Origin of the sequence: Nocardiopsis lucentensis DSM 44048 (genome assembly GCF_000341125.1) — a bacterium.
In the GTDB taxonomy this organism is placed as follows: Bacteria; Actinomycetota; Actinomycetes; order Streptosporangiales; family Streptosporangiaceae; genus Nocardiopsis; species Nocardiopsis lucentensis.
The window spans coordinates 1-8,824 of the sequence record NZ_ANBC01000918.1 but is presented as its reverse complement, the minus strand read 5'-3'; the positions used below and the strand labels follow the sequence as shown (position 1 = coordinate 8,824).

At 70.2% G+C, this 8,824-nt stretch carries 9 protein-coding genes; 4 read left to right on the top strand and 5 right to left on the bottom strand.

Annotation, left to right across the window (positions count from 1 at the left end):
- The first annotated feature begins 431 nt into the window (after positions 1 to 431).
- The 4 genes from D471_RS0131700 (at position 432) to D471_RS0131685 (ending at position 4,465) form a co-directional block, all read left to right on the top strand.
- A complete protein-coding gene (locus tag D471_RS0131700; RefSeq protein WP_026128274.1) occupies positions 432 to 1,871 on the top strand; it encodes an LCP family protein in 1,440 nt (479 codons plus the stop codon).
- 196 nt (positions 1,872 to 2,067) lie between these two features.
- Complete coding sequence (locus D471_RS0131695; RefSeq protein WP_017602336.1) at positions 2,068 to 3,426, top strand: LCP family protein; 1,359 nt, start codon at positions 2,068 to 2,070, stop codon at positions 3,424 to 3,426.
- A gap of 161 nt (positions 3,427 to 3,587) precedes the next feature.
- Positions 3,588 to 4,241 carry a DUF2975 domain-containing protein gene (locus tag D471_RS0131690; RefSeq protein WP_017602335.1) on the top strand — a complete coding sequence of 218 codons (654 nt, stop codon included), beginning with the start codon at positions 3,588 to 3,590 and terminating at the stop codon, positions 4,239 to 4,241.
- A complete protein-coding gene (locus D471_RS0131685; RefSeq protein WP_017602334.1) occupies positions 4,241 to 4,465 on the top strand; it encodes a helix-turn-helix domain-containing protein in 225 nt (74 codons plus the stop codon). Before D471_RS0131690 ends, D471_RS0131685 begins: the two co-directional genes overlap by 1 nt.
- Before the next feature lie 58 nt (positions 4,466 to 4,523).
- On the opposite strand, the gene D471_RS0131680 is transcribed toward D471_RS0131685, so the two are convergent.
- From D471_RS0131680 to D471_RS0131660, 5 genes are all read right to left on the bottom strand, one after another.
- Positions 4,524 to 5,246: a DUF4191 domain-containing protein gene (locus D471_RS0131680; protein WP_017602333.1), complete on the bottom strand. Its 723-nt coding sequence runs from the start codon at positions 5,244 to 5,246 to the stop codon at positions 4,524 to 4,526.
- A 191-nt stretch (positions 5,247 to 5,437) separates the two neighbouring features.
- Positions 5,438 to 6,415 carry a lipoyl synthase gene (gene lipA, locus D471_RS0131675; protein WP_017602332.1) on the bottom strand — a complete coding sequence of 326 codons (978 nt, stop codon included), beginning with the start codon at positions 6,413 to 6,415 and terminating at the stop codon, positions 5,438 to 5,440.
- 103 nt (positions 6,416 to 6,518) lie between these two features.
- A complete protein-coding gene (gene lipB / locus D471_RS0131670; RefSeq protein WP_026128273.1) occupies positions 6,519 to 7,217 on the bottom strand; it encodes a lipoyl(octanoyl) transferase LipB in 699 nt (232 codons plus the stop codon).
- Between the two features lie 9 nt (positions 7,218 to 7,226).
- Positions 7,227 to 8,159: a TIGR01777 family oxidoreductase gene (locus D471_RS0131665; RefSeq protein WP_017602330.1), complete on the bottom strand. Its 933-nt coding sequence runs from the start codon at positions 8,157 to 8,159 to the stop codon at positions 7,227 to 7,229.
- Positions 8,160 to 8,584: 425 nt separating this feature from the next.
- The coding region (locus D471_RS0131660) for an NADPH-dependent FMN reductase (RefSeq protein WP_017602329.1) at positions 8,585 to 8,824 on the bottom strand (240 nt) is incomplete at its 5' end.

The following is an 8,824-nucleotide window of genomic DNA, read 5'->3' as shown; positions in this document are numbered from 1 at the left end:
CCACGTGACCGGGGGCGTGAGGGAGACCGCCCCCGCGCACCCGGACCACGGACACGAGCCGATGGCGCTGGACGCGGACGGAACGCGGTGGACCAGAACGCCCAAGACCGTTCGGGGCGCTCGGCTGAGCATGCGCAACTCATGCTCAGTTTTTAGGAACGGTTCCGTCAAGGATCCCCTCATCCCACGCGCCCGCCCGCGCGCGGTTCCCGCGCCGCCACCCCGACTTCACCTGCCCTTCCCTCCCCGGACACCGCCGCGTGTGCCTTCGGTGGGCTCCCCGCCGGCCCGCGGCCTCGAACGGAGCGGGACACACCCCTTCTTAGCTGCTGTTAACATCCGTTCATTACTCTCCCTGGGAACATTCTTGACCCACGGGCCCCATCGCCCCGCCCCTCGACGGGTCGTAACGCACCATCCCGAAGGTTCGTATGGCTGGAAGACGCTCCGCCCCCCGCTCCTCGCGCCCGTTCGACCGTGGGCGGTTGTCCACCGGTCAATGGGTCGCGTGCGTGGCCACCGCGCTGGCCATCATCGCCAGCCTCGGCGGATACGGCTGGTATCAGGGGATCGTCGGTAACATCACCACCCACCAGGTGGACACCGACGCCTGGGACCGGCCGGTGAGCGTCGAGGGCGTGATGAACCTGCTCATCATCGGCTCCGACATCCGGTCGGGGGAGAACGCCGACTACGGCGAGGCGGAGGGCGAGCGTCCCGACACGATGCTCATCGCCAGCATCAACGTCGACAGCGGCACGGCCACCCTGGTGAACCTCCCCCGCGATCTGGTCGTGGACCTTCCCGGCTGCGAGCCGGCCGAGGGCTACGAGGGGATGATCCCCCAGACGGCCATGCTCAACTCGGCGATGACCTTCGGCGGCATCGGCTGCCAGTGGAACACCGTCGAGCAGGTGACCGGTGTGCACCTGGACCACTTCGTCATGATGGACTTCACCGGTTTCAAGGACATGGTGGACGCCATCGGCGGGGTGGAGATGTGCATCCCCGCGCCGATCGACGACCCCAAGGCCCACCTGGAACTGGACGCCGGACTCCAGACCCTGGACGGCGAGCAGTCGCTCGGCTTCGTCCGCTCCCGCTACGGGCAGGGCGACGGCAGCGACCTGTCGCGGATCGGACGCCAGCAGCAGTTCATGGGCGCGATGCTGCGCGGCGTCCTCAGCAGCGAGGTGATGACCAGCCCGGTCACGGTCACCAACTTCCTCGGGGCGGTCACCGACTCCATCTCCACCGACGAGGACCTGACCGTCGACACCATGACCGACATCGCCATCTCCATGCGCGAGGTCGATCTGGCCAACGTCCAGTTCCTGACCGTCCCCAACGGGCAGAGCCCCAACGATGCCAACCGGCTCATCATGCGCGAACCCGACGCCTCCGAGCTCTTCGAGGCGATCAACGCCGGCGCCGACCTGACGGGCGGCGACGGGGAGGACGAGGAGGAGGGTTCCGGCGACTCCGGTGGTGACGGGGACGCTCCCGACCCCTCGGAGATCACGGTCGACATCCGCAACAACACCGGGATCAGCGGGCTGGCGGCGCAGGTTCAGGGGGAGCTGGAGACGGAGGGGTTCGTCGTCACCAACACCGGCAACCCCGGGGCCCGGTTCCCCGACGTCACCACCGTCTACCACGCGCCCGGCCAGGAGGCGGCGGCCTCCGTGCTGGCCGACGCTCTGGAGCAGGCCGTGACCGAGGAGGCCGAGGGGCTGGGCGCCGACCTCGAGCTGGTCCTGGGCGCGGACTGGGTCGGTGTCGCGGGCTCCGGAGCCGCTGAGTCGGAGGCCTCGGTCACGGAGGACCTGGGCGGCATCACCGCGGAGGCGGCGGAGGACAGCCCCTGCTGAGCCGTGGCCCGGGCAGCCGCCCGGTTCGTGGTCTCGCGGAGATCACGGCGGTCGGGTACGATCCGGGCCATCACGTCCGTTTCCGTGTGTTCCGAGCACCGTGCCCCCGTCGGACACCCCCCTCCCCGTCCCATACCGGATCGGTGCCCCCTTGGCCGCCAGGAAGACACCCTCCCGCCCGTTCCCGCGTTCACGCATGAGCGCGGGCCAATGGGTGGCGTGCGTCCTGACGGGTGTGCTCATCGCCGTCAGTCTGACCGCCTACGGAACCTACGTGTCCGCGTTCGACATCCGGACCGAGACCATCGACACCGACGCTTGGGGCGACCGGCCCGACCGCGTCGAGGGCGTCCGCAACATCCTGCTTCTGGGGGTGGACACCGAGTCGGGGGGCGACCGGCCCGACGTCCTGATCATCGTCAACGTCAATGTCGACGCGGGCGCGGTGACGATGGTGAACGTGCCGCGCGACCTCATCGTGCAGATCCCGGCCTGCGATCCGGTCGGCGACTCCCCGGGGTGGTCCGGCGGCCGGGACCAGATCAACCACTCGATGATGTACGGCGGGTTGAACTGCCTGGGCAACACGATGGAGAACACCACCGGTGTCCACCTCGACCACATGGTGCAGGTCGACTTCGCCGGGTTCGAGGACATCGTGGACACCGTCGGTGGTGTGGAGATGTGCATCCCCGCGCCGATCGACGACCCCAAGGCCCACCTCCGGCTGGAGGCCGGACGGCAGCGGCTCAACGGGACCGAGGCCCTGGGCCTGGCGCGGTCCAGGGCCAGCACCGAGAACGGGAGCGACCTGGAGCGGATCCAGAGCCAGCAGCGGCTGATCGGCTCTTTGGTGCGGGAGGTGACCGGCGGTGACTTCCTCTCCAGCCCGACCTCGGTCTACTCCCTCCTCGACTCGGTCACCGACAACCTGGTCACCGACGACGCGCTCACCATGGACACGATGGCCGAACTGGTCATCGCCATGCGCGACGTGGACCTGGATCGGATGAACATGGTGACGGTGCCGGTCGGGGACTCGCAGGAGTTCAGGTACAAGGTGGAGCTCCGGGAGCCGCAGGCGAGCGAGCTGTTCGCGGCCGTCTCAGCCGGGGAGTCCCTGGCCGAAGGGGACGGGGGCGGCGGGGACGGCGCCGCCGAGGAGGACGTCGAGCCCTCGGACGTCTCCCTGAGGTTGCTCAACGGCACCGCGACCGACGGTCTGGCCGGCGTGGTCCGGCCGCTGCTGGAGGCCGAGGGCTTCACGGTCACCGAGATCGGCAACCCCGAACTGCGGACCCCCCAGGAGACCACCGTCTACCACGGACCGGGCCGGGAGGCGCAGGCCCGGGCGCTGGCCGACGCGCTCGACACCGCCCGAGTGGAGGAGGCCCCCGACCTCGGCGACGACCTGGAGTTGGTGATGGGCGCCGCCGACTGGGCGGGCCTGGCCACCGCGGGCTCCGATGGGGGCGGGGCCGACTCCGAGGACGGTGGGAGCCCCCTCGACGAACTGGACAGCCGTTCCGCCGCCGACCAGGTCTCCTGCGACTGATTCCCCGCCCTGACCGCCGAAGGTCCCGTAGGTGCCCGTTTGGGGCCTGTGCGGGGCCTTCGGCGTGCCCGGAGCCGGTGCGGCCCGCCGTTCGGGCGGATGACAGACATGGACTTATCGTTTATCGTTATTATCGAAAAACGATATGAGAGAGGTCGAACATGTCCACCCGCACCCGCCTCGCCTGGTCCAAGGCGGATGACGTCGTCCTTCGGGGCCTTCTCCTCATGGGAATCGCGGCCACCTCCCTCACCGGGCTCTTCCTCCTGGTGTGGACCACGCCGCTCCTACCGGCGGACACCGCCGGGGAGCTGACCACCATCACCGTCCACGCGCCCGCCGCGACCCCCCCGCCACCGGTCGACGTCCCCGTCACCGGCGAGGACGTGGAGGTGCGTGCCACCGAGTCCCTGGCGGTCACCTTCCACGACCCCACGCTCCCGGAGCGGCTCCTGCTCGTGCTCCCGACGCTGGTCGGCGTCGCGGCCACCCTCCTCGTGCTCGTCGTCCTGCTGCGGATGGCCCGGACGCTCGCCCAAGGAGACCCGTTCGTTCCCGCCAACGTGCGCCGGATGTACGTCGTCGCGGCCACCGTCACCGTCGGCTCCCTGGCCGTTCCGCTGGTGCGGGTCTTCACCGACGCCGAACTCCAGTCCCGGGCCCTGGACCCCGACGGCCTGGTCCTGGTCGCCTTCGGGGTCGGAGTCGGCGAGGTTCCCTTCCCGCTGGTCTTCGTCGGCCTCGCCCTGGTCGCTCTGGCCGAGGTGTTCCGGCGCGGCACCGGCCTGCGCGAGGACGTCGAGGGACTGGTCTGATGCCGCCCGAGGAGGCCACCGGTATCCGGATCCACCTCGACGAGCTGCTCAGCGACCGGGGGATGACGCTGACCGAGCTCGCCCAGCGGGTCGGCGTCACCGTCGTCAACCTGTCGGTCCTCAAGAACGGTCGGGCGCGCGCGATCCGCTTCTCCACCCTGGCCGCCCTGTGCCGCGAGCTGGACTGCCAGCCGGGCGACCTCATCGGATACGAGGAGGACTGAACGCACGCGCGAGGGGCCGTCCCGAAGCGGGACGGCCCCTCGCGCGCGTGGCGTGCGGTCAGCCCATGCGGCCGCGCATGCCCTTGGGCAGCTTCGCGCCCTTGGGCATCGGGCCCTTGGGCATCTGCATGGCGGGCGGGAGCGCCTTGAGCCGGTAGTTGAGCTCGGCGACGTCCGGCTTGTCCAGGAGCTTGGGCAGCTTGACCAGCGTGCGCTGGAGCTTGTCGATGGGCACCTGGTCGTCGCCGTTGCCGACCTTGTAGTCGTAGATGTGGATGTCGTGCGCCACACGCGCGACGCGCTTCTTCTCACCGGCGATGAGCGGCCGGAGGCGGCCCGGGTCGCCCTCTCCGACCAGGATCACGCCGGGGCGCCCCACCACGCGGTGGACGACGTCCATCTGCTTGTTGGCGGCCACGCCCGGCTCGACCACCCAGTTGCCGCGCATGTTCTCCAGGATCGCCATCCCGGCGCCGAGCTGGCCGTCCAGCATCTTGTACTGGACGCGCTGGGCCGACCGGGTGAAGATGATGAAGCCGACGAGGAAGGCCACCGGGACACCCGTGAGCGTCCACAGGAGCCACGATCCGGTCCAGGCGCCGATCCCCACGGCGACGGCGAGGATGACGACCGCGACGGCAACGGCGATCGGGATACTGCGCGGGCTCTGCTGGTGGACGACCTTGGCGACCATGCCGATCTGCTTGAGCCGGCCCGGCTGCTTCTCGGCCTGGCCCTTGGCCGGGGTCGTCTTCTCGGAACCCTTGGGCTTCTTCGCCATCGTGCTCTCAGGCAGCGAGCGCCGACTCCGTCGGCGGGGAACGGCGTCCCCGGGCTGCCTTGCCTCCTCTTCGCGGTCGACCTACGTGCGGCGCCATCCGGCCCCGCCAGCGGGGCGCCTCTCCACACCAGGATAGGCGCGCCGCCCCCCAACTGCGGAACGGTGACCCGAGGGCCACCGTTCCAGCTTGGTTACGACTGGGCTGTCATGTCCGGACGCGTGGCGTTCGCCCCGGAAGCGGCCTCGGCGTCCCGCTTTTCCCGGGCCTGCTTGTACAGGCGTCCGGCTCGGTAGGAGGAACGCACGAGCGGCCCGGACATGACCCCGGCGAAGCCGATCTCCTCGGCCTCCTCGCCCAGCTCGGCGAACTCCTGCGGCTTCACCCAACGGTCGATCGGGTGGTGCAGCTTGGAGGGGCGCAGGTACTGGGTGATGGTCAGCAGGTCGCACCCGGCCTCGTGCAGGTCCCGCATGGCCTCGCTGATCTCCTCACGGGTCTCGCCCATGCCCAGGATCAGGTTGGACTTGGTGACCAGGCCGTCCGCACGGGCGCGGGTGATGACCTCGAGGGAGCGCTCGTAGCGGAAGCCCGGACGGATGCGCTTGAAGATCCGCGGCACGGTCTCCACGTTGTGCGCCAGAACCTCGGGCCGCGACCCGAAGACCTCGGCCAGCTGGTCGGGGTCGGCGTTGAAGTCCGGGATGAGCAGTTCGACACCGGTGCCGGGGTTGAGCTCGTGGATCTTGCGGACCGTCTCCGCGTACAGCCACGCGCCGCCGTCCTCCAGGTCGTCGCGGGCCACACCCGTGACGGTGGCGTAGCGCAGCTCCATGGTCTTCACCGAGTTGGCGACCTTGGTCGGCTCCATGCGGTCCAGCGCGGTGGGCTTGCCCGTGGCGATCTGGCAGAAGTCGCAGCGGCGGGTGCACTGGTCACCACCGATGAGGAAGGTGGCCTCCCGGTCCTCCCAGCACTCGTAGATGTTGGGGCACCCGGCCTCCTGGCAGACCGTGTGCAGACCCTCCTTCTTGACCAGGGAGTGGAGCTCGGTGTACTCGGGCCCCATGTGCGCCTTGATCTTGATCCACGGCGGCTTCTTCTCGATGGGGGTCTCGCTGTTGCGCGCCTCCACGCGCAGCAGCTTGCGGCCCTCAGGAGCGACGGTCAACGTGAACCCGTTCCCTTCTGTGCCCCGTGACGGGGACGACTCCGCCCCTCGTGGGGGCACTGGGTCCCGGTGGGGGACTGGTGGCTGGTGTGGGTGGTCATCCTCAGGCGGTGGCGTCGGCGAGCAGCGCGGCGCCGTCGGCGTGGCTGTACCCCTCCGCGCCGAGGACGTCCGCCAGGTGTCGTTCCATGTGCGGTCGCACCTCGCCGACGGTCACGGCACGCCCGACCTCGGCCGTGAGCGTGGTGACGCCGGCGTCGGAGATGCCGCACGGGACGATCCGGTCATACCACGACAGATCATTATCGCAGTTCAACGCGAGCCCGTGCATCCCCACCCCGCGGGCGATGCGACAGCCGATCGCGGCGATCTTGCGTTCGATGAGCCCCCGCTCCGGGGCGGCGTCCAGCCAGACCCCGGTTCGCCCCTCGACCCGCTTCCCGGTGAGGCCGTATTCCGCGATGGTGCGGATGATGGCCTCCTCCAGCATGCGGACGTAGGCGATCACGTCGATCGGGTCGCGCAGCCTGACGATGGGGTACACCGTCAGCTGGCCGGGACCGTGCCACGTGATCTTCCCGCCGCGGTCGATGTCGACGACGGGGGCTCCCGGGTCGGAGGTGGGACGATCCCACCTCCCGGTGCGCTTGCCCGCCGTGTAGACGGGCTCGTGCTCCAGTAGGAGGACCGTGTCGGCCACCTCGTCGGCGACGCGGCGCTCGTGGAGCCGCTTCTGGAGATCCCAGCCCTGGTGGTACGGGACTGGCGAGTCGCCCATCCATGCGTAAACGAGATCACTCACACCCACACCTTACGCCCCGGCGCGGCGGGCGGGTCTGGCCAGGATGTCGGATAGCGCACTGTCGATGGTGGGGAACGTGAAGGAATACCCCGCGTTCACAAGGCGTTCGGGCACGGTCCGCAGGTCCAGGAGGGCGGTCTCCTCGGCGAAGTCCCCCAGCGTCGCCCGCAACGCCGTCGCCGGGACGGGCAGCAGTGTGGGCCTCCCCAACACCCGCCCCAGCGCCTCGGTGAAGGCCGCGTTGCTCACCGGCTCGGGCGCGCACAGGTTCACCGGGCCGGTGAGCTCGGGGCGTTCCAGGAGGAAGCGCATCGCCCCGACGTGGTCCCTCAGGGCGATCCAGCTCATGTACTGGGCCCCCGACCCCAGGCGCCCGCCCAGCCCCGCCCGGTACAGGGGAAGCAGCGATCGCAGTAGGCCACTCGAGCGGTCCAGGACGACCGCGGTGCGCAGGTGCGCCACCGACACCCCCGCTTCCTCCGCCGGGGTGGTGGCGGCCTCCCAAGCCTGGGCGACCTCGGAGAGGAAACCGGTGCCGGGTGGCGAGTCCTCGGTGGCCACGGCCCCGCCGGTGTCTCCGTAGAAGTGCATACCCGAGGCGCTGAGCAGGCGAGGGGGAGGGGAGTCCATGGCGGCGATCGCCCGGCACAGGATCCGCGTGCCGCGAACCCGACTGCGCCGGATGAGCGAGCGCCTGCGCCGTGTCCACAGCGCGGTGCCGATGGGCACGCCCGCCAGGTGTACGACGGCGTCGGCGCCGTGCAGCGCCACGGTGTCCACCCTGCCCTGCTCGGGGCGCCACTCCGCCTCCTCCAGACGGGCGGTGCGTTCCGCGCGCGGAGGGTGACGCACCATCCGCACCACCGAGTGGCCGTCCTTCAGTAGGGACGCGGTCAGCGCGCCGCCGATGAATCCCGAGGCTCCCGTGATAGCGACTCTCATGTCCTGGGACCTACCCTCTGCGGATCACACACGGACCACACCAGCCGATCGCGCGGGCGGCCGGCGAATTTTTCCCGGCCTTTTTCGCCGAAAGTCCTGCACGGCGCGCCGAGGTCTTCTACGTTGAAGGTGGGACATGGAACTCCGCGTCATCGCGGAGCTACCGTGGGCGACGCACTGCCGGGCAGGCCGTGCACGCCCGTCCACAGACCTTTGATGATGGGGATCATCAGGGGATGGTGATTGGTGGGGTAAGAAGGCGGGGCGGCGCCATCGGCGCCGCCCCGTCCCCGTCTCCGGGGTTACCGTTCGGGCGCCGCCAGGGTGCTGCAAGTGAGGGTGCCCGCCCCGTCGCGAAGCGGCCCCCGGGCGGTGGCGGGCGACGGGCGGGCCGAAGCGAAGTGGAGGCCCAAAACGAGCACAGCCTACGGCTGACCTGGGTAGGGCTCACGCTCCCTGGCGGCCCTGAGCGCCCGGGCCCACCACAGCAACTCGTCGAGCAGGGTGGCCACGGCCACCTCCGCGCCGGACATGTCCTCCTTGGGGGAGCCGTCGGCGGTGAACAGCGCCTGCGCGTTGTGGAAGCTGACGGTGTCGCGCAGGGTCGCGGTGCGCAGCTCGCTGAAGACCAACCGGAGCTGCTCGACCGCCCGCAGACCTCCGGA

Coding starts and splice junctions, on each gene's coding strand:
- D471_RS0131695 (WP_017602336.1), top strand. CDS start 2,068: ATGAGCGCGGGCCAATGGGTGGCGTGCGTCCTGACGGGTGTGCTCATC.
- D471_RS0131680 (WP_017602333.1), bottom strand. CDS start 5,246: ATGGCGAAGAAGCCCAAGGGTTCCGAGAAGACGACCCCGGCCAAGGGC.
- D471_RS0131665 (WP_017602330.1), bottom strand. CDS start 8,159: ATGAGAGTCGCTATCACGGGAGCCTCGGGATTCATCGGCGGCGCGCTG.
- D471_RS0131700 (WP_026128274.1), top strand. CDS start 432: ATGGCTGGAAGACGCTCCGCCCCCCGCTCCTCGCGCCCGTTCGACCGT.
- D471_RS0131690 (WP_017602335.1), top strand. CDS start 3,588: ATGTCCACCCGCACCCGCCTCGCCTGGTCCAAGGCGGATGACGTCGTC.
- D471_RS0131685 (WP_017602334.1), top strand. CDS start 4,241: ATGCCGCCCGAGGAGGCCACCGGTATCCGGATCCACCTCGACGAGCTG.